Below are 24,384 nucleotides of genomic sequence, written 5' to 3'. Positions count from 1 at the left end.
TCGGGCTCAGGCGACGTTGAGGAAGGCGAATATCGGCCCAACGGATTTGATTGCCATGTACCAAGTCAGCAGGCAGGTCAGGGCGCCCAGCACCAGCAGCCAGCGTGGGTAATGGTAACCGCCCATGAGGTCGGACCGGCGCCAGCCGACGTAGATAAAGATGCTCAGGCCGATTGGCAGTATCAGGCCGTTGAAACCGCCCGCGAAGAGCAGCAGTGCGGCAGGAGCAGTACCCATCAGTACAAAGATCAGCAGCGATACGGCAATGAACACTGTTGTGGCGCGGTTGCGACCCTGCTCAGTGATGTTCGGCTTGAACACGGTGATAAAGGAAATGGAGGTGTAAGCGGCGCCGATCACGCTGGTGATGCTGGCGGCCCAGAGGATGAGACCGAAGACGCGCAGGCCGATCTGCCCGGCCGCTGCCTGGAAGGCTTGTGCGGCCGGATTGGCGCCCTGACCCGAGGTGTCGATGACTACGCCGCTGGCAACAACGCCGAGGATGGCGAGAAACAGGATGTAGCGCATGAGGCCGGTGACCATGATGCCGCTCAGGGCTGCTTTGGTCACTGCCTGGAGATTTTCTACCCCGGTAGTACCGCGGTCCAGCAGTTTGTGAGCCCCCGCATATGTGATGTAACCGCCGACCGTGCCTCCGACAATGGTGGTAATGGTGGCGAAGTTGATCTGGTCCGGAAGTACGGTCTGGTAGAGGGCTTCACCCAGTGGCGGGTTAGAGGCAAAGGCCACGAACAGTGTCAGGCCAATCATCACCAGACCCAGCACGACGATCAGCCGGTCGACGGCCAATCCGGCGCGGTGGGAGAGGAAGATGCCGATGGCCAGCAGGGCGCTTAGACCGCCGCCCCATTTTGCATCAAGCCCCATCAGTGCGTTCAGACCCAGCCCGGCACCGGCGATGTTGCCGACGTTGAATACCAGCCCGCCGAAGATCACCAGCACCGCTAGCAGGTAACCACTGCCTGGAATCGCTTTGTTGGCCACGTCTGCGGCACGCATTCGGGTCAGGGAGACGATACGCCAGACGTTAAGTTGAACCACGAAGTCGATCAGAATCGACGCCAGGATACCGAACGCAAATGCCGCACCCATCTTGGCCGTGAACGTGGCGGTCTGGGTGATGAATCCAGGACCGATGGCAGAAGTCGCCATCATGAAAATCGCGGCGATCAAAGAAGCGCGCCGCGCCTTTGTAAAATCTTGAGTGGTCTGTGTCACGGCATCATTCCTACGGTGAGAGATATCTTGACTGAGCAATGAGCATGCCAAGAATCAAGCAATCCCCATGTACTGTAGGTGGATTAAGGCTTTGTTGTTGAACAATCCTATTATTCTGATTGAGCTATTGGCACCAAATTGTTACCTCATCGTATAAAAGTGCTACTTAATGAAGCACGCTACACGCTTCGTCCTTGTGCCATGCACTAAGCTCTGATGGAATAATGGAGCGGTTTTTCTCACCTTGGATTTTTTATGAACGACGCCTCTCCCGCTCTTCCTCGAACACTGGGAGAATCCATCACCCAAGAAATACGCAGAATGTTGGTCGAGGGTGAACTCGTGCCCGGCCAACGCCTTTCAGAAGCCGCACTGGCCGAAAACCTGGACATCTCGCGGAACACCTTGAGAGAGGCATTCAGAGTCCTGACGCGTGAAGGGTTGCTCAAACACGAACCCAACCGCGGAGTAACGGTTGCGGAGCCTGACATGGCGTCGATTATCGACATCTACAGGGTGCGCCGTTTCATCGAATGCAAGGCGATCGCCCAAGGCTACCCCCAACACCCAGGCACCCTGCACATGCATGAGGCGGTCGAATTAGGCGTACGCGCGCGCGAAGCGAAAGACTGGGTAGCGGTCGGCACTGCCAACATGATGTTCCACAAATCAATCGTTGAACTGGCCGACAGTCCGCGCCTGCTCGTTTTTTATGGGCAGATCTCGGCTGAATTGCGGCTGGCCTTTGGACTGCTCAACGATCCAAAATTCTTACATTTGCCGTTTCTCGATATGAACGCTTCGATACTTCGATGCCTTGAGGAAGGCCGCGCAGACGAGGCGACTATTATGCTAGATGCCTACCTGGTCCAATCGGAGCGAACTGTCTTGGCAGCCTATGAGCGCAGCATGAACCGATAGTCGCCTTGATATGCGGTGCAGGTAAGCCAGCATCACATCACTCTCGGACGTCCGACTAGTTACGAAAATGGGGGCTTTCGACTCATAACGGACGTTGGGATAGAAAAGAAATATGTCCCTTTTTTCAGTACCCTCGCCAATACGGCCTCGAAGGTAGCGATTTTGGTTGCCGGCGATGTGGGCCAGAAATCATATGCTCAGCGTCAAGCCGGCAATGATCGGTAAAAGCGGAGTGCTTTAGTGATTTTTACCAACGTCCGCCATAGATCTAAAGTGCCTATAATGAGAGGCAGTTCCGAAGCGGTTCCAGCACTGCGATGCTTTATGTGTATGGATGATCGATCTGTTGAACGGTTGCGACAGTTTTTATTACTTCGCCATTCTGACAATTTCCGGTTTTTAAGGGTTGCGACAGTTTTTAGATTCCCGTCGCGTCCGCTCGGAGGCCCAGATTCTGGGCAGCCGCTGCGACAGTTTTATTCCTTGGGATCACCTGTGGCCTAAAAAATAATGGACTAGCCGGGCGGGAACCACGATCCCGCCATGGCTTGCCGCAACAACGTCCATGTGTGGGGCGGTGGTGACATCGTCACCTTGGCGACCTGCTTTAGCTCTGTCAGCAGCTTGCCAGCCACGCGGCCTGTTCACAGGTCATGCCATTGCCAAACCGTTCACGGTAGGCGGAGGGCGGCAGGCCGACGGTGTTGCGAAACGCCACGCGAAAACTTTCCACCGAGCGATAGCCGCAGACTTGCGCGATGCTCGCGGTGCTCTGATCGGTACTCTCCAGTAAATCTCGTGCGCGGCTCAGACGTTCCTGCTGCAACCAGGCCTTGGGTGACAGCCCAGTGGTTTCGACGAAGCGCCGCAGGAAGGTACGTTCGCTCATTGCCACCTGACTGGCCATCTCACAAACGCTCAACGGCTCATCCAGATGTTCACGGGCCCATTGAAGGACACGGGTCAGTTCATTGCGCGGCGATTTGCTCACGGGGGTCAAGATGAATTGTGACTGGCCTCCCGCGCGCTGGGGTGCCATCACCAGACGACGGGCCACCGAGTTGGCAATATGGGTGCCGAAATCACGGGCGATCAAGTGCAGACAAGCGTCAATGCCTGCGGCACTGCCGGCCGAGGTAATCAGTTGCCCCGAATCGACGTACAACACATTCGGGTCGACCTTGATCAGGGGGAAGCGTTTGGCCAACTCATCGGAAAACTGCCAGTGAGTCGTCACCGTTTTTCCATCGAGCAACCCGGTGGCGGCGAGGACAAATACCCCCGAACAGATCGACAGCAATCGAGCGCCCCGTGCATGGGCGTTGCGCAACGCCTGCAGCAAGGCTTCCGGCGGTGGCTCGTGGCGGCTGCGCCAGCCTGGAATGATGATGGTCTGGGCGCTGTCGAGCAGCTCCAGTCCGGCATCTACGCTGATTTGAAGGCCGCCCAGCGCGTACATGGGGCCGGGTTCAACGGCTACGATCTGGCATTTATACCAAGGGACATCAAGTTCGGGGCGCGGAAGGCCGAAGATCTCCAGCGCGATGCCAAATTCGAATACGCAAAGACCTTGGTACGCCAGGATGGCGACAGCTCCGGGGTGATCAAGCATTTGGCGTAAATTTACCGTTTATTGTCGTGTGCTGCACTGTAGCCCACCCCTTGACCCCCCTACAATCATTGCCAGGCAATCAAGACAAGAACAGACGACTGAGCTTTACCCAAGCGACAGTCGCGCTGTCGGCAGCCACCATGACGCCGACATACGATTGCCCACTTGTCCAAACGACGAATAGGTTAACTTGCCCTATAAGCAAGTGTGCGAGTCGTGTCGCCCTATATGAATGATTTGGTCAAGCTTTCCTGATCTTTACTTTCCTGCTTTTTAAAATAATTGCTGACTTTCGGGTATGGACTGACGAATAACTCTGAGGGCATATGACAGAGGTTCGACAGTTGGTTGTGTGGGTGCTTATTAAACACCGATAGTTGTATCTGGATTAACTGGGACGTTGTGAAGGAGGGACTATGTTGTTTGTTCAAATATTGTTTGTCATGTTGACCGCCAAGTTATTGGGCGCTGCGCTGGCTCGCCTTGGGCAACCCCAGGTTGTCGGAGAAATGATCGCCGGTTTCGTGCTGGGGCCGGTCATTCTGGGGCAAATGTTCCCAGGCTTTCATCAACAGTTGTTCGATGCCGACGCCACCCGCCAATTGAAAGTGCTGAGTGAACTGGGACTGCTGCTGTTCATGTTTGTGATTGGTGCTGAATTCCGCTTTCCCGCGAAGGACAGCAAGAGTGGGATCAAGGCCCTGGTGATCGGCGGTTTCAGCATTGCCGTGCCATTTGCACTGGGCACAGCGATTGGCCCCTGGTTGTACGAGCGCTTTGCGATGCCTGGTGTATCCCGGCTCGGCTTCGTTCTGTTTATCGGTACGGTGTTTTCGGTCACGGCCTTTCCGGTGCTGGCGCGGATTCTCAAGGAGCGCGCCATGCTCGGCAGTGAAATCGGTTCGATCGCCCTGGTAGCGGCGGCCATGACCGATGTCGTCGCCTGGCTACTGATTGCGGTGGTGGCGATGGTCAACGGCCATGACAGCAGTTGGCTGGTTCTTGCCGGGCGTATCGGCGGCTTATTGTTGCTGGTCACGGCGTCTTTTCTGGTGCTCAAACCGCTGCTCAAGGTCTGGCTGGCGGGGGAAGGTCGTCTGGCCCAGCCCAAGGTCCTGATACTGTTGATGGCAGGGGTGCTGATCTACGGCAGCCTGACCCATGCATTGGGTGTTCATGCGGTGTTCGGGGCGTTTCTGTTCGGGCTTTGCTTGCCTCGGGAGCAGCAATTGCTGGAGATGATCATCGAACGGTTGGAACACGTTTCGCTGATTGTCCTCATGCCGTGTTTCTTCGCCCTGACCGGCCTGAGTACCAGCGCCTCGGCATTTTCCAGCCTGGGCTTGCCCGTACTGGCGGTGATTCTGCTGGTGGCCATTGTCGGGAAGGTGGCCGGCAGCGCGCTCGGCGCTCGTCTGATGGCCTATCCATGGTCGACGGCCCTGACCATTGGCGCCTTGATGAACACCCGGGGTCTCATGGAACTGGTGGTGCTCAAGATCGGCCTGGACCTGGGCATCATCGGCAATGAACTGTTTACTGCGCTGGTGGTGATGACCATTGTCACTACATTGATGACGGGACCGTTATTAAGTTTGAAACACCGACGCTGGCCTTCTTTCTGGGTGCTTCGCCGGTCTTGAACGCACAGCAGAAAGTTTTCTATTCGTGATGGATTTTTCATACCAATCAATAAGAAAAGGAAAGGGAGTTAGCATGGAAAATAAAAAGCCAAGCCTGGTTGTGGACGTACTTGAACAACAACTTGAGCGACACTTTCAGGCGATACTGTCCGATGAAAACCGGATGAAGAAAATTCGCAATGAGTTTCGTCGCGACGGTTATTTCAATTTCAAGGATTTCACCTTCCTGCCGCGCAAAGTATTGGAAAGTGTCCATGAAGAAGTGCACGCACTGCTCGATGAATACTCGGTCCGTCGTGATGTGACCGTACCGTCTACCGGTAATACCTACCGCAAGATGTACAACGTCAACCAACCGGAAATCGCCGAAGGCGGTACGTTGATCCCTGCGCTCTATGAGTCTCAGGCTCTGCGTCGTTTCCTTGGCAACATTGCCGGTGACGACCTTGCGTCCTGCTGGGAGCAGGAACAGTACCTGGTCACCAAGCTGAGCCATCCAGGCGACACCCATGGCTGGCACTGGGGCGACTACCCTTACACCATGATCTGGATCATCGAGGCGCCCGAAGACCCGGCGATCGGTGGTGTGTTGCAGTGCGTGCCCCACAGTGAATGGGACAAACAAAACCCGCAGATCTGGCAATACATCCTCAACAACGACATCAAGTCATATCACCACCTCAAGGGTGACGTGTACTTCCTCAAGTCCGACACCACCTTGCATCACGTGGTGCCGATCCAGCAGGAAACCACCCGAATCATTCTCAACACCTGCTGGGCCAGTGCTCACGACCGTCGTACCGATGTCGCTCACGAGAGCATCGATGTGATCTGGGGCACCGAGGCCCGCACCCCCGAAGAAGCCTGATCACCCGGCCGATACCGCCGGGTGGGCACCGACCCGCCCGCGCGGCTTGCAACTGAAATGCCGTTGCCATTCGTATATACAAGGAGAAGTGCCATGTCCATCAGTCAAGAAACGTTCCAGTCCGAATCCGCCTATGTTGTCCGTGATACCGGTGTCGATCTCGAACTCAAGCTGTTCATGGATGAGCAGATTGACTACATCCTCAAGCATCGCGCGACCGAGCACCCGTTCCTCAATGCTTATGCGCAAAAGGGCCTGACCCCTGAGCAGAGCAAGGTGCTGTACCTGGAAACCCTGCACTACTTCAAATTCCTGCCGTTCTACGTCTGCGGTATTTCCACGATTACCCGTGACGAAGCGGTGTTGCGCACCATTGCATTCAACGCCCGTGACGAGTTGGGCGAAACCCGTTCGCACTCGGACCTGTATCGCAAATTCCTGCACGACAAGGGCATCGATGAAGCGCAGATCGAAGCGTACAAATGCCTGCCCAGCACCCAGGCGCTGAACGATGGTATTTGCGCGCTGTACAGCACGCCACCGCTGCAGAAGGCCCTCGGTGGGCTGTTTGCCGATGAAGCCATGTCGGCGTCGATGGTTTCCAAATACAACGATGGCCTGATCCAGGAAGGCGTGGATGAGCGTGGTCGGTTCTTCTGGACCCTGCACATGGAAGTGGAGGTGGGTCATTCCAACGCCGTGTTCAACGTCATGGAAAAACACCTGCAAAGCGCAGAACAGCGTCGTCTGTTCGCTGAAGGCATTGAACAGTACCTGCACCTGATGGAAGTGTTCTGGGACGGTATCGAACGTAAACTCAACTCCGAGGCACGCCAATGACTGTGAAAAACGAATCGGGCAATGGCGTGGCCTTCGGCCTCGGCGCCACATTGCTTTGGGGGTCCTACCCGCTGTGGTACAAACCGCTGGCCGGGCTGGACGCCTACCACCTCCTGTCGTGGCGGGTGGTGTTCGCTGAACTGTTCCTGGTGGGCCTGTTGCTGCTGACGGGGCGCCTGCCGGTACTGCGTTCGACCCTCAAGACCGTTCGCCCGACCAACGTGCTGGTCGTGGCGGCGGTACTGGGACTGTGGTGGCTGATGTACATCTACGGAATCATGACGGGCCGCGTGCTGGAAGTCGCTTTCGGCTACTTCCTGAGCCCGATCATGAGCATGGTGGTGTCTCGGGTGATCTTCAAGGAGCGGTTGAGTACCTTGCAGACCTGGGCAATCTTCCTGGCGGTCACCGGCGTTACCCTGATGGCCTTCGAACTGTTGAACCTGCGCTCGTTCCCCTGGATCGCGCTGGTGATCGGTTTCTGCTATTCCTTCTACGGGATATTCAAGAAGAAGGTGCCTGGCGATCCAGTGGTGATTCAGACCTTGGAAATCATGGTGCTATTGCCGTTTGCGGCGGTGTTTCTACTGCTGGCCCATGCGGCGGGGCAAGGTCATCAGTTCCTGCTGTCGACCAGCCACGATTTGCTGTTGGTCGCCACGGGCCTGATTACTGTTCTGCCATTGTGGTGGTACAGCCTGGCTGCCAAGCAACTGTCGATGATTACCTTGGGCTTTCTGCAGTTTGTTCCACCGATTTGCAACTTTGTGTTGGCGGCATTCGTGTACGGTGAGCCAGTCTCGTCATTGAAACTGGCGGCCTTCTCGTTTATCTGGCTGGCGCTGACCTTGTTCACCTGGAATTCCATTCGGGTGCAACGTGCGGCGGCCGCTGCCAAATTGTCCGTTCAACTGCGTACCGCATGACCCCACCAGCGCGCCGCCCACCGGCGGCGCGGCTGGCGAACAAGGAGATTGAAATGAAAAAAGTTGCTGTGGTCGGATGTACCGGTGCAGTGGGCATGACCATGCTCCAACTGCTTGAAAATACCGCGTACGAGGTGGTATGCATGGCCTCGTCCCGGTCCGCCGGGAAGCGCCTGAAGGCCGGCAACACCGAATACGTGATCGAACCGTTCTCGGTCGAGGGCTGTGCCACCTGCGATATCGTATTCCTGTGCGTTTCGGGGACGTTTGCCCTGGAGTACGGCGAGCGCCTGGCCCAGTCTTCCTACGTGATCGATAACTCCTCGGCGTTCCGTTATGCCGACAACGTGCCGCTGTTGGTACCGCCGATCAATGGTCAACGCTATGCCGGCGAAAAACTGATCGCCAACCCCAATTGCTCGTCAGCCATCGCCTTGATGGTGCTGGGTCCGCTGCACAACGAATACCAGCTCGACAGCGCCATCATCTCCACTTACCAGGCCGCCAGCGGCGCCGGTCAACCGGCCATGGAAGAGCTGCGGGAACGGGCCAAGGCCTTTACCGATTATGGTGATCACAACGGCGCCGAACATTTTGCCCATAACCTGGCCTTCAATGTGATTCCCCAGGTCGACTCTTTCGAAGACAACGGCTACACCCGCGAAGAAATGAAAGTGGTCTGGGAGTTGCGCAAGGTACTCGGTGAACCGGACCTGGCCATCAGCACCACGGCCGTACGAGTGCCGACCTTGCGTTCCCACGCCGAGAGCCTGAGCCTGCACTTCAAGAAACCGATCCGGTCTCTGGCCCACGTTCGCGAACTGCTCAGTGCCGCACCGGGGGTCGAAGTGGTCGATGTGCCCGAACAGGGCCGTTACCCGATGCCCATGACCTCGACCTACAAACACGCGGTGGAAGTCGGACGGATACGCTACAACCTGATCTACAAAGAGCACGGCCTGGACCTGTTCATCAGCGGCGACCAGTTGTTGCGCGGCGCGGCGTTGAACGCGTTCGAAATCATGCAATTGATCAAGGACTGAGGGCGATCCCGCAGTTGCTACAGCGGCTGACACTGCGCCAAAGGTGCAGGGAAGAAGCCGCTGGTGCTGGATAACTCATGGATCAGCGCTGCGTCAGCCCATAAGGCAGCGCTTTTTCCTCCAACAACTCCTGATACAACTCCGTCCACTTGCGACCCATTTCGTCAGCCGTGAACAACTGCCGATAACGAGCTTCAGCCTTGACACCCATTTGCGCCGCCAGCGTCGGGTTTTCCCACAGGGTGCGCATGGCTTCACGGAACGCTTGTGGATGACTTGGCGGCACCACCAGCCCGGTTTCGTTGTGAATGTTGATGTAGCTGGTGCCGGTGCCGATTTCGCTGGAGATCATTGGTTTACCGTACATCGCGCCTTCCAGCAACGAGATGCCGAACGCTTCGGAGCGCAGGTGCGATGGAAACACGATGGCGTAGCTCAGTTGCAGCAGTGCGACTTTGTCTTCGTCCCCCAGACGCCCGAGGAAGTGAATGTTGCGTAGACCCAACGCAGCGGCCTGGGCGTGAAGTTTGGCTTCCAGCGGTCCGGCGCCGACGATCACCACCGGGTAATCCACGTCTTTCAAGGCATCGAGCAGAATGTGCAGGCCTTTGTAATAGCGCATCACGCCAACAAACAGGAAAAACTTATCCCCAAGCGTTTGCCGCCAATGGTCCATGCGTTCCTTATCGGCCTGTGGATAACCGGCCTTGTTCAGGCCATAGGGAATGACTCGGGTCTTGTCCTGAAACTGCTGCAACACATCACTGGTGTGCAGGTAGTTGGGGGAGGCGGCGACGATCCGGTCAGCGCTGGCGAGGAAGCGGTTCATCAGTGGCCGGTAAAGTTTGAGCAGGTGCTTCTGGCGAATGATGTCCGAGTGGTAGGTCACCACACTGGGTTTGTTCACGCGGCTGAGGAAATGCACCAGGTCCATGAATGGCCAAGGGAAGTGGTAATTGACCACGTCCGCCTCAGCCGCCATTTCGCGAAATTGTTTGAAGACGCTGTAAGAAAAGCCTGTGGAAGCGTACTGAATGTCGAGTTTGGCCCGATGGACTTCATGCTGCCCGAGCTGCACCACCGGCGGTGTCGGATCGGTACTGAGGGTCAACACCTGGCTTTCAATGCCATGCTGGGCGCCGCTTTCGCACAACTGGAAGATCACTTGTTCGATCCCGCCGACCGAGTCAGGCAGGTACGTCTTGAAAAAATGAAGAACTCGCATTCAACCTCCCATAGCCTGGCGGTAGGCGCGGGCCGTGACCTTCGCGCAACGCTCCCAGGAAAAAAGCCTTGCCTGCTGCAATCCGGCGTCCGAGCATGCCTGCCAATGTGTTTGATCGTCGATCAGGCGGCGCATGGCATCGCGCAAGCCGTCTGGATCGTCAGGTTCGATATAGTTGCCCGCACTGCCTGCAACCTCGGGCATGGCCGAGCGTCGAGTCAGGATGACCGGCGTGCCGCTGGCCATGGACTCCAGCACCGGTAGGCCGAAGCCTTCATAGAGCGACGGAAAAATCAGCGCCCGAGCGCCGGCCAACAGCTGTGCGACCTGCTCGTCGGGCAGATAACCGAGCAAGCACACGTGACCATTGGCCAATGCCTGGTGCAGCTCAGTGCTGAATTGCTCGCGCTGCCAGCCGGCCATGCCGACGATCAGCAGTGGAAAGCGCTGACGTAACGCTTCCGGTAGTTGGGCGTGGGCGCGTAGGGCCAGGGTCAGATTTTTGCGTGGCTCCAGAGTGCCGACGCAGAGGAAGTATTCCCGTGCCTCGACCCCATGAGCCTTGAGCACCGCATCGATGGCCTCGGGTTCGCGTGGGTGGAAACGCGAGGCCACACCGAGCGGTGCAACCACAAAACGCTCGGCCGGCAGTGCGAAATAGGCTTGGGCCTCGTCGGCGATGTACTGCGAGTCGGTGAGAATCAGCCGCGCCTGCTGCACGCCGTCGGCCAGTCGCCGCTCGATTTCTCGCAAGCGTGCCGGTGGTTGCGTCTCGGGATAGTGCAGGTGCGTCAGGTCATGCAGGGTGATGACCGTCGGGCCGTCGAACGACAGCGGCCACAGACTGGGTTCGTGATAAAGATCGATCGCCCGGGAGCGGCCTTGATCGAAGCGTTTTTGCGCCAGCCAGCGTCGCGCCTGGTACGCCCCGGGTATTTGCCGCAGCAATGGTGTCAGTCGCGAGTAACCCGGCATGGCCGCATTGGGCAGTGAAGAACTCCAGCCCCAGCCATGGAACAGCGACAACTCGACATCCGGTTCACTGGCCAAGGCGTTCACCAGCTCGGCGACGTAATGGCCGATGCCGGTGCGTGGGGCCTGGAGGATTCGGGCGTTAAGGGCAATTCGCATGTTGCCTCTCTTGCACCACGGGTGTTTCCAGGTTGCGCAGGGCTCGTTCGGCCAGTTGCGCACTGGCTTCACGCCAGCCGATCCAGCGCCAGTCTGCCACGTTGCGGGCGGCCGGGAATTGACCGCTGCTCTCCAATCGAGCAACAAGATCGGCCAGGCTTTGTGGTTCGGCCAGATCGAAGTACGCCATGAATTCGCCGCCTATTTCACGGAAGATCGGGATGTCGCTGCCCATGGCCGGCAAGCCGCGCTGCATGGCTTCCACCAGTGGCAGACCGAAGCCTTCGACGTAAGACGCAAACACCAGCGCGCTAGCGTGGGAATAGGCGTGTTCGAGACTGGTGTCGCTCAAGTCGTTAAACATGAAAAGGCGTTTGTTCAGTTCCGGGTGATTGCGCACCCGGGCGAGCAGGGCATCGCACTTCCAGCCAATGCGCCCGGCAATGCACAACCGGGCTTTGGAGCCTGCGGCCCAGGCGAGTTCGAAGGCGTCCAGCAAATAGTCGTGGTTCTTGCGCGGCTCGATGGTGCTGACCATCAGGAACACCGGTTCCGGGGTATCGAACAGCCGTGTCAGGCGTGCTTCGACGGTGGCGGTTTCTTCGCACAGGTCCAGCTCGGAGCCCAGGTGGAAGTAGTCGAACCATAATGTGTCGGCCTTGGCAGGACCGACTCGACGACTCAACTCCTCGCGCACCTGATCGCGCACCGTGGCGGAAATCGCCACATAGCCGTCGGCGGTTTTGGCGATCCAGTCGAACCACTCGTTGAAAATCTGCACCAGTCGCGTGTCGTAGAACTGCGGGTGGGTCAGGGGAATCAGGTCGTAAATCACCGAGACAATGCCCACGCCTTCGCGTTTGAGTTGTTCGGCCAACGGGAAGAAATCGGCGTGCCAGGACGAATCCAGCAGCACTAATTGATCGCCCGGTTGATGCTGCAACGGCGAGCATCGTTTGGGCAGATGATATTGGTTGATCCGGTCGATCAGGCGCAGCGGTACGCTGAAACCCGCCAGCGCCATAAAGCGGTAGGCCACGTACAGCGCATGCCGGGTCCATCGCGATGTGCAGCGTTTGTCGAGGCGCTGGTGCAGTTGCCAGAAACGATGGGCCAAACGCTCCAGACGCCCACCAAATTCCATCAACCCATCTAAAAACGGTATGCCCGAAGGGCTGAGCTTCAGAACCCGGTAGAGCTTGCCTTTGAGCATCACCACCGGGATGCACTCAACGCCGTCGACGCGTTCGGGCAACTGATTGATGACGTTGCGCACTACCCGCTGAATGCCCGAATTGACCTTGGGGTGCTGGAACACGTACGTGCATTCCACCAGAAGACGGGTCATGGCGTGTTCTCCGAGGCAATCGATTCGGCTGTGCGGGTGATGGTGGTTTTCGCCCCCAGCCACGAGCAGCCGACGAAGTCTTCGTGTCGGTTGTTGATCACGTGGAACACCAGACCGTAGTCGCGCCACTCGAAATTGCGGTCCAGGTGCGAGTCCAGTCGCGACAGGCTCAGGGCCACGGAATAGTTGCCCTTGCCCAGGCCCATGACGAAGGCAAAGCGGTAGGTCACCCGCTCGCCGGCCTGCAGGTCGGTGAGGGCGAGGTCCTGACGATGGGTGTTGATACCGTACATGGCTTGGCCCAGGCGATCCTTGATCATGAAACCCAGCACCAGGCGTTCGATGTCTTGTCGGACTTCGACTTGCACCTCAAGCACCACCGGCTGGCCAACCTCGGCGGCATCGATGGCGCGTTCGCGCTCATCCAGCATGCGCACGCTGAGGATCCCGGCTTCACCGGTGCCGGAAACGGTTTGCACCTGGCCGCCTGCGAGCATTTCCTGACGCACCGTCTGGCCTTCGCGTTCGGCGAGCAGGGCGTTGTAGTAGTCCATGACGGCTTCGGGCTTGCCATGCATGGCCATGCGGCCGTTTTCCAGGAGGATCGCCGAGTCGCAGATCGACTGAATCGCCGAGCGGTCGTGGGACACGATCAGCAATGTGGTGCCAGCCTTGCGGAAGCTGCGGATGCGGTCGAAGCTCTTGTGCTGGAAGTAGGCGTCGCCCACCGACAGCGCTTCGTCGACGATCAGGATGTCCGGGCGCCGGGCGGTGGCCACGCTGAACGCCAGGCGCATCTGCATGCCGCTGGAGTAGGTGCGCACCGGATGATCGATGGCTTCGCCGATTTCCGCGAAGTGTTCTATTTCCGGCATCAGGGTTTCGATTTCTTCGACCTGCATGCCCAGCAATTGCCCGGCCATGACTGCGTTCTGGCGGCCGGTGAAATCCGGGTGAAAGCCCATGCCCAGTTCCAGCAGGGCGGCGACGCGGCCTTCAAGCTGGATCTGCCCGCAAGTGGGTTGGGTGGTGCCGGTGATCATCTTCAACAAGGTACTTTTTCCGGCGCCATTGACCCCGACGATGCCCACCGCTTCACCGGGAGCGATCTCGAACGCCACATCTTGCAGCACCCAGTGCTGGCGATGACGGATCGGCGAAAACGGGATCAGCCACTCGGCCAGTCGGCTCCAGCGCGTGGGGTATTGCTTGTAGGCCTTGCCCAGGCCGGTCACGCGTATGTGCCCCATCAGAGTTCATCCACCATTTCGCCGACCCGCTGACGAAACAGCCGCAGCCCGATCACGCAGAACAACACACCGATCACGAAGATCGGCAGCAGGGAACTCCAGACCGGCCATTGGCCGTAGAGGAACAGGTTCTGGTAGCTGCCGATCAGGTTGGTCATGGGGTTGAGTTGCAACAGTCGTTGCACCCACTCGGGCAGGATGCTCAACGGGTACACGATCGGTGTGAGCCAGAACCAGAATTGCAGGCAGATGCCGAAGAATTGCCCGACATCACGAAAGAACACGTTCAGCACGCCGAGGATCATCCCCAGCCCGGCGCAGAACATGACTTGCAACGCCATCAACGGCAGCAACGCCAACAGGGCGATGCCCGGCAGGCGTCCGGTGATCAGCAGAAAGCCCAGGAACAGTCCGATGATGATTGCGAAGTTGATGCCGGCATTGAACAGCACGATCACCGGCAGGCAGATCCGCGGGAAGCTGATTTTCTTCAGCAGGTTGGCGTTTTCCAGAAACATGTTCTGGCTGCGCAGGGTGATTTCCGAGAACAGGCCCCAGGTCAGCAACCCGGCGCAGAGGTAGATGCTGTAAGCCATGCCGTCATCCACACCCGGTAAGCGTGCACGCATGACGTGGGAAAAAATCACCGTGTAGACGACGATCATCGACAGCGGGTTGAGCACGGTCCAGAGGGCACCGAACAGCGAATTGCGATAACGCGCTTGAAACTCTCGCTTGACGCTACCGAGGATGAAACCTCGATAGCCCCGCAGCGAGCGATACAGGGAAAGCAGCATTCAAACCGTCCTGCCGTATTGGTCTTCGAAGCGAACGATATCGTCCTCCCCCAGGTATTCGCCGCTTTGCACTTCGATGATCACCAGGTCGATCACGCCGGGGTTTTCCAGGCGATGCTTGTGCCCGGCGGCAATGAACGTCGACTCGTTCTTGGCCACCAGGTGCGAACCGGCACCGTTGTTGGTGACCTTGGCCATGCCTTCGACCACTACCCAGTGTTCGTTGCGGTGGTGGTGCATTTGCAACGACAACTTGGCGCCGGGTTTGACCACGATGCGCTTGATCTTGAAGCGCGGGCCTTCCTCGAGCACGGTGTAGGTGCCCCAGGGACGGCTGACCGTGCGGTGCAGGCGATAGGCTTCGTGTCTTTCGTCCTTGAGCTGCCGGGCTACGCGACGCACATCCTGGGCGCGGTCGGCGTGGGCCACCAGCACCGCGTCGGCGGTGTCGATGATGATCAGGTTATCCACACCCACTGCGGCGACCAACCGGTCTTCGCTCTGGATGAAGTTGTCATGGCTGTCGATGAAGATCGCGTCGCCGCTGGCGCGATTGTTCTGTGCATCGGCGGGCACCAATGCTGCCACGGCGCCCCAGGACCCGATGTCGCTCCAGTCGAAACCGACCGGCACCACGACCACTTTGTCGGAGCGCTCCATCAAGGCATAGTCGATGGAGATATCGGTGATTTCGGCGAAATGCGTCGGCGACAACTCCTGTTGCAGGCAACCGCCGGTTTCCACCGGCGCACTGGCCGCCATGCAGGCCCGAGCCTGTTCAAGTAGTGCAGGGGCGTGAAGGTGCAACTCGGCCAGCAGGGTGGCGATCGAGAAACAGAACATCCCCGAATTCCACAGGAAATTACCGCTCTCCAGATAATGCGTGGCGGTCTGCAAGTCAGGCTTTTCGACGAAGCGCTGCACCTTGGCGGCGCCTTTATCGTCCAGCGGGGCACCGGTTTCGATGTAGCCGAAGCCGGTTTCCGGGGCTGTCGGCACGACGCCGAACGTCACCAGATGACCGGCCTTGGCCAGAGTCACAGCGTGCTCGACTTCGATTTTCAAGGCGTCTTCGTTGAGGATCAAATGGTCGGCAGGCATCACCACCATGATCGCTTGGTCGCCGTGCAGGGCTTGTAGCGAAAGGGCAGCCGCCGCGATGGCCGGGGCCGTATTGCGGCCTGTCGGCTCGAGCAGAAAATGCCCGCGATGGCGCTCCAGGCGCGCGTCCTGATAGTGATCCTTGCTCTGGAAGTAATAGTCGCGGTTGGTCACCGTGACGATATCGCCCCAACCATCGAGCAAACCCGCCGCACGCCGATAGGTTTTACCCAGCAGCGACTGACCGTCGGGCAGGGTCATGAACGGCTTGGGATGGCCTTCGCGGGACACCGGCCACAAACGGGTCCCGGCCCCACCTGAGAGAATCACAGGAATCAGCACGGCCTACTCCTTGGCAACGCGTTTCATGTCCGCATCCATCATCATGCGGATCAAGGTGCCCAGATCGGTTTTTGGCTTCCAGCCCAGAACGCGCTGGGCCTTGGCCGGGTTGCCAAGCAGCACCTCAACCTCGGCCGGGCGGAAAAACGCCGGGTCGATCTTCACGTAATCGCGGTAATTGAGGCCGATGTGATCAAAGGCGATGCGGCACATATCGCGCACAGTGGTGGTCACCCCGGTGGCGACCACGAAATCATCAGGCTTGTCCTGTTGCAGCATCAGCCACATGGCTTCGACGTAGTCGCCGGCGAACCCCCAATCCCGCTTCGCGTCGATGTTGCCCAACCGTAGCTCCTGCTGTTTGCCCTGCTTGATGCGGGCGGCGGCATCGGTGACCTTACGGGTCACGAACTCGATGCCACGCAACGGTGATTCGTGGTTGAACAAGATCCCGCTGCTGGCGTGCAGGTTGAAGCTTTCGCGGTAGTTCACCGTGATCCAGTGGCCGTAGAGCTTGGCCACGCCGTAAGGGCTGCGGGGGTAGAACGGCGTGTTTTCGTCCTGCTGCTCGGCCTGAATCAAACCGAACATTTCGCTGGTGGACGCTTGATAGAAGCGGGTGTGCGGACTGAACTGGCGGATCGCTTCGAGCAGGTGAGTCACGCCCAGGCCATCGACGATGCCGGTGGTCACCGGTTGATCCCAGGAGGCGGCGACAAAGCTTTGCGCCGCCAGGTTGTAGACTTCATCGGGCGCCGACTTGATCACCGCACGTTGCACCGAGCAGGCATCGGCCATGTCGCCGTCCAGATAGACGATATCACCCTCGATCCCCGTCTCGCGCAGCCGCCAACGCGAATCGCTGCTGCGCCGCGCCACCAGCCCGTGGACTTTATAACCCTTGTCGAGCAGCAGTTTGGCCAGATACGCGCCATCCTGGCCGGTGATACCTGTGATCAGTGCACTTTTGGTCATTCTTGTCGTACTCGCTTCTCCCAGTCGGACAGGATCGCCCGCAGGGATTGTTGTGTTGTGATGTCAGGCGTCCATCCTGTGGTCTGGGCGAGCTTGGCGTGGCTGCCACAAACGCGACGCTGATCCGCGCGGCGAAGACGCGCCGGATCCTGAATCAGTTGCATATCGACCTGGGCGAGGTCTCCCAGTTGTTCGATCAAACTGCGAATGCTCTGCTCGCGCCCCGAGCAAATGTTGTAGACCTGCCCCGGCGTGCCTTTTTCCAGTAACGCCAGGTAGGCCGACACCACGTCGCCCACATCGAGGAAGTCGCGAGTGACATCGATGTCACCGACTTCCAGTTGCGGTGCTTGCAGGCCTTGCTTGATCCGGTTGATCTGCCGCGCAGCGCTGGCGATGACGAAGCTGTCCTTCTGCCCGGTGCCGATGTGGTTGAACGGGCGAGCGACCAATACTGGCCAGCTTTCGCTCAGGCCCCATTGCAGGCTCAGGAACTCCGCCGACAGTTTGCTCACGGCATAAGGATTGCGCGGGCAGGGTGGCTGCAGTTCGGTGATGGGCAGATCGGTTTCGTTGACCTGGCCATAGACGTCCCCGGAGCTGACGTACAGGAAGGTGCCGTTGAAGCCGCGGGCCTTGAGGGCTTGAAGCAGGTTGAGGGTGCCCAGCAGGTTGATGTTCAGCGTGCGCGCCGGATCACGGAAGGCCTCGGGGACGAAAGTCTGACCGGCCAGGTGAATGACCGCATCGGGCATCTCCGGCCATAGGCCTTCAAGGCTTTCTGGCTGTGCGAGATCGTACCGGGAAGGGGCAGGCAGCAGTTCCCATTCCGAGGCATCAGCCTTCAGACGAGATTGGATGTGTTGTCCTACGAATCCACTCAGACCCGTTACGAACAGACGCTTTTTCAAGCAGCGAAACCCCTTGATCATAAAACCTCGTCCATTCCCCACAGGCTTGACGGAGATGTCTGACAGACCGGGTGGATTACTGGGTCGAAAGACAGGCGAAGTCGTTGTTGTAGTTGTTTGGTCGCCAATCTGTGCCAATTACGCAGCAATTTCAACACGTCCCACCGTGACCGGTCAGTTCTCGTTTTTGCAGCTCTATTTATTCTCGCCGGACGGTTCACGAACCCTTAACGGATGTGTTTAGAATGCCCCTCGTCACGATCGCCCGGGGTTCGGCAGGGTTGTTCCGAAACTCCGAGAACCTGACCACTAAAACAAGAACGTAGACGGGTACGAAGACAATGGACGAGGGCGGGCAAACGCCGACTCGATCCGTGGTTTCGCCGTCATAGAGTGAGGTTGCCGGGATGGCGGCCTCATCGTGGGATGCCATGAATTTCATTCTTTACTCGGACGTCAACGACAGCTCCATCAGCCAGAACCTCGGTCGTCCCGAATACAGTTATTACTTCGTGCTCAAGGCTTATCGCCCGGTGCTCGAAAGCCTTGGGCGGGTGCATGTGGTGTCCTCCACGGCCGAGGTCGATCCCCTCTACAGGCAACTGCTTGCCGCTGGCGAAGACAGCCTGTTCCTGTCTTTCACTCCGCCGCAGAAAACCCCGAACGACCTTGAGTGCCCGACGATCTGCGTGGTGGCCTGGGAGTTCGATTCGATTCCTGACGAGCAGTGGGACAACGATCCGCGACAGGACTGGACTCACATGCTAGCGCGCCAGGGCCGGGTGATCACACTCTCCAGCCATACCGCCCGGGCGATCCGTCGGGCCATGGGCGAAGACTTTCCGGTGTTGGTATTGCCAACCCCGTTGTGGGAAAACTTCGCGGCCATTCGTAGTCGCCATACCAGCGTGCCGGTCAATGCCGGCTCGACCCTCGACATCAGGGGTTGCATCCTCGATACCCGCACGCTTGGGCTGTCCGCCGACTCGCTGATTCCACCGCCACTGACCCCTGAACAGCAGGCGGAACTCGATGCCTTGCGACCGCCGCCGCTGACCCTGAAACGCCGCTTCGTCATCGCCAGGCACTACCTGCGCCTGTGGGCGCTGGACCTGGGCAAGGCGCAGCCGGTACCGGTCCATCGCACTCACTTTCTGAGCCAGTGGTACTGGGAAGGGATTCGCGATCTGTTGTCAACCCCGGCTCACTCCAGAGTCGCAAAATACCTCCCGGCCATTGCCGGTCGGCAGTCGGTCCCGGTCCCCGTACCGGCACCGATGGATTTGCCGGATACCACTGCTCAGGTCCAGACCCAAGTCGACGGCGTGGTCTACGTCACCGTGTTCAACCCTCGGGACGGACGCAAGAACTGGCATCAACTGATCAGCGCATTCTGCTGGGCGTTCCGGGAAACCGAGGACGCGACGCTGGTGCTGAAGATTACCCAGAGCGACCTGTCGTCCTACTACACCGAACTGATGACCTTGCTGGCGCAGCTGTCGCCGTTCGCCTGTCGGGTGGTGGTGATGCACGGTTACCTGGACGATCCGCAGTATGCCCGGCTCTATGAGGCGGCGAGTTATTACGTCAACGCCTCGCGCTGCGAAGGCCTGTGCCTGCCGCTGATGGAGTTCATGGCCAGCGGCAAACCGGTGATCGCCCCGGACCACACGGCCATGGAGGATTACATCGATGAGCATGTGGCATGGGTGGTCAAGTCCAGCGAAGAGCTGACCATCTGGCCCCAGGACACCCGCATCATCTATCGGACCCTGCGTTATCGACCGGACTGGGGGTCGTTGAAAACGGCCTACGAAAACAGCTACCGGATCGCCAAGGAGCAGCCACTGGAATACCAGCGCATGTCTCACGCCGCAGTCGAGCGCATGCACGATTACTGCGCCTTCGCTGCGGTGCAACAGCGCCTGGCGGAGTTTTTCGGGCTGGCGCCACAGGTTGTGCCGGCAGCGGCCGTGACGGATAACGCCTCATGCTGATCATCATTCATTCGGAAACCAACCAGCGCACCATTGCTCAGAACCTGGGCCGTTCGGAGTACAGCTACTACTTCGTACTCAAGGAGTATCGGCCGGTGCTGGAGCGACTGGGTCGGGTAGTGGAAGTCAGCGACCCGCAGACTGAAGTCGACGCCCTGTACCTCGACTGCCTGTCCCATGGCGAAGACTGTGTGTTCCTGTCGTTCTCGCCGCCCCATCGCACGCCGGTGCATTTCGCCTGTCCGACTCTGGCGGTGTTTGCGTGGGAATTCAGCACCATTCCCAACGAGCCGTTCGCCGGTGAACCGCGCAATGACTGGCGCACGGTGTTGCGTGCGTGCGGTGCGGCAATCACCCATTCCAGCTACACCGTCAATGCCGTGCGCGAAGCCATGGGCGCCGACTATCCGATCGTCGCGGTACCGGCGCCGGTGTGGGATCGCTTTGCCGAACGTGGTGCGCAGTTGCAGCGCCAGCCAAAGGCCCGCCAAGTGCGATTGAAGATCAAAGGCTTGCTCGCGGACAGTCGCCAACTCGATCTGCGGGCCTTTGGTCCTGTACATTTGCGAACCGGCAAGGGCATCGACTTTCAGGCGCCTGCTCGTGAACAGGAGCTGGTACTCGACGGTGTGATCTACACCTCGGTGTTCAACCCCAGTGACGGGCGCAAGAATTGGGAAGACATGCTCAGTGCCTTCTGCGTGACCTTCCGCGAGGTGGAAGACGCAACACTGGTGCTCAAACTGACGCACCACGATGCCGAAGAAGCGCTGACCGATATCCTTCATCACTTGTACAAAAACCAGTCCTACCGCTGCCGTATCGTGCTGATTTATGGCTACCTTGCTGATACGGACTACGAGCGTCTGGTGCAGGCCACGAGTTACGTGGTGAACACGTCCTACGGCGAGGGCCAGTGCCTGCCACTGATGGAATTCATGTCGTGCGGCAAACCGGCGGTGGCACCGCGCACCACGGCGATGATCGATTACCTGGACGCCGACAATGCTTTCCTCATCGACTCCACGGATGAGCTGACGGCCTGGCCCCATGACCCGCGCAAGGCGTTTCGCACCCTGCGTTACATCACCAACTGGGCCTCGTTGTGCACGGCCTATCGGGCCAGCTATGACGTGGCCCGGGACGACCCGCAACGCTATGCAAGGATGTCCGCCCACGCAGTGACCAGCCTGCAAACCTTCTGCAGCCAGACGACCGCTGAACAGCGTCTGAAAGAATTTTTTGCCCGGCTGTTCGAAACCCGCAACACGTCCGCTGTGGAAACCCCCGAGGCATGATCCGCGCATTGATGAGGCGGCTGCGTCCAGTGGCGAAACCCGAACCTGTACCGGCACCAGTGACGCAAGGCAGTGTGTCGCCGCGCGATATCGGCTTGCACGACGCCATGCTCGACGGCTGGTTTTCCGGCGACAGCGGTGAATTGCTCAAGGGCTTTGCGATCACCGGGGACGACACGTTGCTGGATGTCGGTTGCGGCGAGGGCGTGGCGACTTTGTTTGCGGTGCGTCAGGGCGCGTCGGTGATTTTCACTGACAGTGAACACGACAAGGTCCGTGACCTGGCCCGGCAAGTGGACGCGCAGACGGACAAGCCAAGACTGGGGTTGGTCAGCAATAGCCTGCCGTTGCCGCTGGCCGATGGCTGCGCGAGCAAAGTCGTGTGCATGGAAGTGCTCGAACACATCGACCAGCCCGAGCCGTTCATGGCCGAGTTGGTGCGCATGGGCCGCCCCGGTGCGCAGTATCTGCTCAGCGTGCCGGCGCCGGTGGGCGAGCATCTGCAGCAAGGCATCGCCCCGGCCAGCTATTTCCAGTCGCCCAATCACGTACAGATTTTTACCCCGGAACGCTTCGCCGCGCTGGTAGAGGACGCAGGCCTGGTGATCGAACATCGGCAGGCCACCGGGTTTTTCTGGGTGATGGGCATGATCTTTTTTTGGGCCAGCGAGCGCGCGGCCGGGCGCGACCTGGGCGGCGCGGTGCGCGACCGGATTCAGGCGCCGTACCCGCCGCTGATGGAGAGCTGGGCGAAAACCTGGCAAGACCTGCTGGCGCAACCCAATGGCCTGGCGATCAAGCAGATGCTCGATCAGTTCATGCCCAAGAGCCAGGTGATCATTGCACGCAAACCGATGACGACTGGCTCAAGGGCCGGGACTGCGCCATGAGTAGTCGACGGATTCTCGACATCGAGTTGTTACGCGGGATCGCCGTGCTTGGCGTGCTGGTGCATCACCTGCAAAGCATGCCGTTTCCGGGGGGGCTGCCAGGCTTTGAGTCGGGCATGGACCACGGTCAATTCTGGTGGGGCGTGGACCTGTTTTTCGTCATCTCGGGGTTTGTGATCGCCCGTGGCCTGATTCCGTTGCTGCGCGGATGCCAGACACCGCAGACCTTCTGGCAGGAAACCCGCGACTTTTGGATTCGTCGGGCCTTTCGTTTGTTGCCGTCTGCCTGGTTGTGGCTGCTGCTGATGTTGTTGGCGACGCTGTTGTTCAATCATTCGGGCGCCTTTGGCACGGTGCAGGCCAATTTGCAGGCGACGTTGGCGGGCTTTCTGCAGTTTGCCAATTTCCGCTTTGCCGAAAGCTTCATGCGCTTCGAATACGGCGCCAGCTTCGTTTACTGGAGCCTGTCCCTTGAAGAGCAGTTCTACCTACTGCTGCCGTTATTGATCCTCGTCTGCCGCAAGCGGTTGGTCTGGGTGTTGCTGGCCTTGGTTGCCGTGCAACTGTTCACCTGGCGCTCAGCCTTGTTGATGAGCATCAGGACTGATGCCTTGGCGTTGGGCGTGTTGCTGGCGATGTGGAGCTCAAGGCCGAGCTATCTGACCTGGGAGCCACGGTTTTTGCGCCGCCGTTGGACAGGCCCGTTGATGCTGATCGGCCTGGGGGCTGCATTGAGCTTCCTGGCGAGCGCACCGTTCAATCTGGCGAACTATCGAATCGGGGCGATTGCGATGTTGTGTGCGGCGCTGGTCTGGATCGCTTCCTACAATCGCGATTACCTGCTGCCCAAGGGTAAGCTCAAGCAAATACTGGTCTGGTTGGGCGCCCGTTCCTATGGGATTTACCTGATCCACATCCCGGCGTTTTTTGCCGTGCGCGAAGGCTGGTTTCGTTTCGCGCCCGCCGGTTCGCAGGACGTGGCGATGCAGCCGATACTGGCGCTGTTTTGCGCCATGACCCTGATCGTGCTGCTGAGCGAACTCAACTACCGATTCATCGAGCTACCCATGCGCAATCGGGGTGCCCGTCTAGTGCATCGCTTGCGAGCGTCCCGATCAGCCCTTCCATCCTCTGGAGCCACCTCATGCTGAGCCTTTTGAAGAAACTCACAACGGGCACATCCGTTGCCGCGCCGGCACCCTCGGTTGCCGACAAGGTCGACCCGTACATGCTCGGCCTGCACGACGCGATGCTCAGTGGCTGGTTCAACCAGCAAACCGGCGAGCTGTTCACCGGTTTCCCGGTCAGCCCCGAGGACACGCTGCTGGACGTGGGCTGCGGTGACGGTGGCAACGTGCATTTCTGCGGCATGCGCGGGGCGAAGATCATCATCGCCGACATCGACGCTGCCAAGGTCGAAGCGACTCGTCAGCGCCTGAGCGACACGCCGGCGCGGGGCGTCGAGTGCCACGTCACGGACTGCAATCCGCTGCCGATTGCCGACGCGACCGCGACCCGGGTGGTGTCCACCGAAGTCATCGAGCACGTCGACGATCCAGCGCAGTTCCTCGCCGAACTGGTGCGGGTCGGCAAGCCTGGGGCGCTGTATTTGCTCAGTGTTCCGCACCCGAGTTCCGAAGACCTGCAAAAAGACATCGCCGCGCCGGAGTATTTCCAAAAGCCTAACCACATTCGCATCATCAGCGAAGAGCAGTTCAAGGCGATGGTCAGCGACGCCGGCCTGGAAGTCATCAGCCACAGCCAGTACGGGTTCTATTGGTCGATGTGGATGCTGTTGTTCTGGGAAGCCAAGGTCGATTTCAGCAACGCCGACCATCCATTGCTCAACCACTGGGCCGACACCTGGCAAGCCGTGCTGTCGTCGCCACGGGGCGCACAGATCAAACAGGCGCTGGACGCGGTGGTGGCGAAAAGTCAGGTGATCATTGCCCGCAAGCCAATGGCTGAGTAGGGTAACGAGCAGAGCGACAAAGGGCCTTCAGAGGCCCTTTTTGTATTTCAGGGAT

Annotated in this window: 21 protein-coding genes; 11 read left to right on the top strand and 10 right to left on the bottom strand. The window is 59.0% G+C overall.

Annotated features, from left to right (window positions below; genetic code table 11):
- Positions 1-6: 6 nt before the first annotated feature.
- Positions 7-1,239 carry an NRAMP family divalent metal transporter gene (locus ACA044_RS30845; RefSeq protein WP_497444597.1) on the bottom strand — a complete coding sequence of 411 codons (1,233 nt, stop codon included), beginning with the start codon at positions 1,237-1,239 and terminating at the stop codon, positions 7-9.
- A 255-nt stretch (positions 1,240-1,494) separates the two neighbouring features.
- On the opposite strand from ACA044_RS30845, the gene ACA044_RS30840 reads away from it, so the two are divergent.
- The gene (locus ACA044_RS30840) at positions 1,495-2,160 is read left to right on the top strand and encodes a GntR family transcriptional regulator (protein ID WP_497444596.1); all 666 of its coding nucleotides are present in this window, start codon (positions 1,495-1,497) and stop codon (positions 2,158-2,160) included.
- A gap of 616 nt (positions 2,161-2,776) precedes the next feature.
- On the opposite strand, the gene ftrA is transcribed toward ACA044_RS30840, so the two are convergent.
- On the bottom strand, positions 2,777-3,772 hold the full coding sequence (ftrA, locus tag ACA044_RS30835; RefSeq protein WP_497444595.1) for a transcriptional regulator FtrA: 996 nt from the start codon (positions 3,770-3,772) through the stop codon (positions 2,777-2,779).
- A 416-nt stretch (positions 3,773-4,188) separates the two neighbouring features.
- On the opposite strand from ftrA, the gene ACA044_RS30830 reads away from it, so the two are divergent.
- The 5 genes from ACA044_RS30830 (at position 4,189) to ACA044_RS30810 (ending at position 9,092) form a co-directional block, all read left to right on the top strand.
- Complete coding sequence (locus tag ACA044_RS30830; RefSeq protein WP_497444594.1) at positions 4,189-5,415, top strand: cation:proton antiporter domain-containing protein; 1,227 nt, start codon at positions 4,189-4,191, stop codon at positions 5,413-5,415.
- 73 nt (positions 5,416-5,488) lie between these two features.
- Positions 5,489-6,283, top strand: a complete 795-nt coding sequence (locus ACA044_RS30825; protein WP_497444593.1) for a HalD/BesD family halogenase — start codon at positions 5,489-5,491, stop codon at positions 6,281-6,283.
- 93 nt (positions 6,284-6,376) lie between these two features.
- On the top strand, positions 6,377-7,123 hold the full coding sequence (locus tag ACA044_RS30820; RefSeq protein WP_497444592.1) for an iron-containing redox enzyme family protein: 747 nt from the start codon (positions 6,377-6,379) through the stop codon (positions 7,121-7,123).
- Entirely contained in the window at positions 7,120-8,049 is a 930-nt protein-coding gene (gene rarD, locus ACA044_RS30815) for an EamA family transporter RarD (protein WP_497444591.1), read from the top strand. Before ACA044_RS30820 ends, rarD begins: the two co-directional genes overlap by 4 nt.
- Positions 8,050-8,102: 53 nt before the next feature.
- Positions 8,103-9,092, top strand: coding sequence for an aspartate-semialdehyde dehydrogenase (locus ACA044_RS30810; RefSeq protein WP_497444590.1), 990 nt, complete (start codon positions 8,103-8,105; stop codon positions 9,090-9,092).
- 82 nt (positions 9,093-9,174) lie between these two features.
- Here the strand turns inward: ACA044_RS30810 and ACA044_RS30805 are convergent, their stop codons facing one another.
- The 8 genes from ACA044_RS30805 to ACA044_RS30770 are packed head-to-tail and all read right to left on the bottom strand — an operon-like array spanning position 9,175 to position 18,172.
- Complete coding sequence (locus tag ACA044_RS30805; protein WP_497444589.1) at positions 9,175-10,317, bottom strand: glycosyltransferase family 4 protein; 1,143 nt, start codon at positions 10,315-10,317, stop codon at positions 9,175-9,177.
- The gene (locus ACA044_RS30800; protein ID WP_497444588.1) at positions 10,318-11,448 is read right to left on the bottom strand and encodes a glycosyltransferase family 4 protein; all 1,131 of its coding nucleotides are present in this window, start codon (positions 11,446-11,448) and stop codon (positions 10,318-10,320) included.
- Positions 11,432-12,796, bottom strand: coding sequence for a glycosyltransferase family 4 protein (locus ACA044_RS30795; RefSeq protein WP_497444587.1), 1,365 nt, complete (start codon positions 12,794-12,796; stop codon positions 11,432-11,434). Before ACA044_RS30795 ends, ACA044_RS30800 begins: the two co-directional genes overlap by 17 nt.
- Positions 12,793-14,046, bottom strand: a complete 1,254-nt coding sequence (locus ACA044_RS30790; RefSeq protein WP_497444586.1) for an ABC transporter ATP-binding protein — start codon at positions 14,044-14,046, stop codon at positions 12,793-12,795. Before ACA044_RS30790 ends, ACA044_RS30795 begins: the two co-directional genes overlap by 4 nt.
- Positions 14,046-14,843, bottom strand: coding sequence for an ABC transporter permease (locus ACA044_RS30785; RefSeq protein WP_497444585.1), 798 nt, complete (start codon positions 14,841-14,843; stop codon positions 14,046-14,048). The genes ACA044_RS30790 and ACA044_RS30785 overlap by 1 nt, the downstream gene beginning before the upstream one ends.
- A complete protein-coding gene (locus tag ACA044_RS30780; protein ID WP_497444584.1) occupies positions 14,844-16,286 on the bottom strand; it encodes a mannose-1-phosphate guanylyltransferase/mannose-6-phosphate isomerase in 1,443 nt (480 codons plus the stop codon).
- Positions 16,287-16,289: 3 nt separating this feature from the next.
- Positions 16,290-17,261: a GDP-mannose 4,6-dehydratase gene (gmd, locus tag ACA044_RS30775; RefSeq protein WP_497444583.1), complete on the bottom strand. Its 972-nt coding sequence runs from the start codon at positions 17,259-17,261 to the stop codon at positions 16,290-16,292.
- Complete coding sequence (locus ACA044_RS30770; protein WP_497444582.1) at positions 17,258-18,172, bottom strand: GDP-mannose 4,6-dehydratase; 915 nt, start codon at positions 18,170-18,172, stop codon at positions 17,258-17,260. Before ACA044_RS30770 ends, gmd begins: the two co-directional genes overlap by 4 nt.
- Before the next feature lie 431 nt (positions 18,173-18,603).
- On the opposite strand from ACA044_RS30770, the gene ACA044_RS30765 reads away from it, so the two are divergent.
- The 5 genes from ACA044_RS30765 to ACA044_RS30745 are packed head-to-tail and all read left to right on the top strand — an operon-like array spanning position 18,604 to position 24,329.
- Positions 18,604-20,169, top strand: a complete 1,566-nt coding sequence (locus ACA044_RS30765; RefSeq protein WP_497444581.1) for a glycosyltransferase — start codon at positions 18,604-18,606, stop codon at positions 20,167-20,169.
- Complete coding sequence (locus tag ACA044_RS30760; RefSeq protein WP_497444580.1) at positions 20,163-21,467, top strand: glycosyltransferase; 1,305 nt, start codon at positions 20,163-20,165, stop codon at positions 21,465-21,467. The genes ACA044_RS30765 and ACA044_RS30760 overlap by 7 nt, the downstream gene beginning before the upstream one ends.
- Positions 21,464-22,357 carry a class I SAM-dependent methyltransferase gene (locus tag ACA044_RS30755; protein ID WP_497444579.1) on the top strand — a complete coding sequence of 298 codons (894 nt, stop codon included), beginning with the start codon at positions 21,464-21,466 and terminating at the stop codon, positions 22,355-22,357. The genes ACA044_RS30760 and ACA044_RS30755 overlap by 4 nt, the downstream gene beginning before the upstream one ends.
- Positions 22,354-23,508, top strand: coding sequence for an acyltransferase family protein (locus ACA044_RS30750; RefSeq protein ID WP_497444578.1), 1,155 nt, complete (start codon positions 22,354-22,356; stop codon positions 23,506-23,508). Before ACA044_RS30755 ends, ACA044_RS30750 begins: the two co-directional genes overlap by 4 nt.
- Entirely contained in the window at positions 23,502-24,329 is an 828-nt protein-coding gene (locus ACA044_RS30745; RefSeq protein ID WP_497444577.1) for a class I SAM-dependent methyltransferase, read from the top strand. Before ACA044_RS30750 ends, ACA044_RS30745 begins: the two co-directional genes overlap by 7 nt.
- The last annotated feature ends 55 nt before the right edge of the window (positions 24,330-24,384 follow it).

The sequence above is a fragment of the Pseudomonas sp. LBUM1673 genome, assembly GCF_059695645.1.
The sequence above is the reverse complement of the archived record's forward strand: the minus strand, read 5'-3'. Positions and strand labels throughout refer to the sequence as shown.

Coding starts and splice junctions, on each gene's coding strand:
- ACA044_RS30825 (WP_497444593.1), top strand. CDS start 5,489: ATGGAAAATAAAAAGCCAAGCCTGGTTGTGGACGTACTTGAACAACAA.
- ACA044_RS30840 (WP_497444596.1), top strand. CDS start 1,495: ATGAACGACGCCTCTCCCGCTCTTCCTCGAACACTGGGAGAATCCATC.
- ACA044_RS30790 (WP_497444586.1), bottom strand. CDS start 14,046: ATGGGGCACATACGCGTGACCGGCCTGGGCAAGGCCTACAAGCAATAC.
- ACA044_RS30750 (WP_497444578.1), top strand. CDS start 22,354: ATGAGTAGTCGACGGATTCTCGACATCGAGTTGTTACGCGGGATCGCC.
- ACA044_RS30765 (WP_497444581.1), top strand. CDS start 18,604: ATGAATTTCATTCTTTACTCGGACGTCAACGACAGCTCCATCAGCCAG.
- ACA044_RS30760 (WP_497444580.1), top strand. CDS start 20,163: ATGCTGATCATCATTCATTCGGAAACCAACCAGCGCACCATTGCTCAG.
- ACA044_RS30805 (WP_497444589.1), bottom strand. CDS start 10,317: ATGCGAGTTCTTCATTTTTTCAAGACGTACCTGCCTGACTCGGTCGGC.
- ACA044_RS30795 (WP_497444587.1), bottom strand. CDS start 12,796: ATGACCCGTCTTCTGGTGGAATGCACGTACGTGTTCCAGCACCCCAAG.
- ACA044_RS30785 (WP_497444585.1), bottom strand. CDS start 14,843: ATGCTGCTTTCCCTGTATCGCTCGCTGCGGGGCTATCGAGGTTTCATC.
- ACA044_RS30745 (WP_497444577.1), top strand. CDS start 23,502: ATGCTGAGCCTTTTGAAGAAACTCACAACGGGCACATCCGTTGCCGCG.
- ACA044_RS30830 (WP_497444594.1), top strand. CDS start 4,189: ATGTTGTTTGTTCAAATATTGTTTGTCATGTTGACCGCCAAGTTATTG.
- ACA044_RS30820 (WP_497444592.1), top strand. CDS start 6,377: ATGTCCATCAGTCAAGAAACGTTCCAGTCCGAATCCGCCTATGTTGTC.
- ACA044_RS30800 (WP_497444588.1), bottom strand. CDS start 11,448: ATGCGAATTGCCCTTAACGCCCGAATCCTCCAGGCCCCACGCACCGGC.
- ftrA (WP_497444595.1), bottom strand. CDS start 3,772: ATGCTTGATCACCCCGGAGCTGTCGCCATCCTGGCGTACCAAGGTCTT.
- ACA044_RS30810 (WP_497444590.1), top strand. CDS start 8,103: ATGAAAAAAGTTGCTGTGGTCGGATGTACCGGTGCAGTGGGCATGACC.
- gmd (WP_497444583.1), bottom strand. CDS start 17,261: ATGACCAAAAGTGCACTGATCACAGGTATCACCGGCCAGGATGGCGCG.
- ACA044_RS30755 (WP_497444579.1), top strand. CDS start 21,464: ATGATCCGCGCATTGATGAGGCGGCTGCGTCCAGTGGCGAAACCCGAA.
- rarD (WP_497444591.1), top strand. CDS start 7,120: ATGACTGTGAAAAACGAATCGGGCAATGGCGTGGCCTTCGGCCTCGGC.